The 574-nt window shown below is 59.8% G+C and carries 1 protein-coding gene; it reads left to right on the top strand.

All coding sequences use genetic code 11. The annotated features are described in order from the left end of the window. On the top strand, positions 1-490 hold a 490-nt coding region (locus EN808_RS35095; protein WP_135918214.1), incomplete at its 5' end, for a glycosyltransferase. Positions 491-574 lie beyond the last annotated feature (84 nt).

Here is a 574-nt window from a genome sequence, read left to right as displayed (position 1 = left end):
TGCGTTCGCGGCCCTTCCCGCCGAGGCGCAAGCGCAACTCACCGTCTTAGGCGATGGCCAGTGTCGCGCCGCGCTTGAGGAACAGACGGTGCGGTTGGGCCTTTCCGGCAGGGTCAAATTCGCCGGCGCGGTTGAAGATGTCTTTCCATTCCTGTGGAAGGCTGACTTCTATCTTTCCACCTCGGTGTCGGAAGGCATGTCAAACGCCCTGCTCGAGGCCATGAGTTGCGGTGTGATCCCGATCATCACCGATGTCAGCGGGGCGTCCGATATTGTGGAGCATGAGCGCAGCGGCTTCTTGGCTCGCTCGCATTTGGAGTATGGCGGGCTCCTGTTTCGCGCGCTGGACCTATCGGAAGCCGAGCGCGATGCGATGGCGCGCCGCGCAGTACAAACGATCGTTGCGCGATTCAGCATGGAAAGCGTCGCAACACGGCAAATGAGGTTGTATGCCACTCTTATGCACACTGGCACCCAGACCGCGAGGTGATACCATACAAGGAGCAAGCCGGAAGCTCGCATACACAATGACGATTGTTGATGCCAGGGAGACGCTGAACGGGATGCATCCGCT

It is taken from the genome of Mesorhizobium sp. M8A.F.Ca.ET.165.01.1.1, from assembly GCF_004792065.1.
In the GTDB taxonomy this organism is placed as follows: domain Bacteria; phylum Pseudomonadota; class Alphaproteobacteria; order Rhizobiales; family Rhizobiaceae; genus Mesorhizobium.
This window is presented reverse-complemented; position numbering and strand designations above follow the sequence as displayed.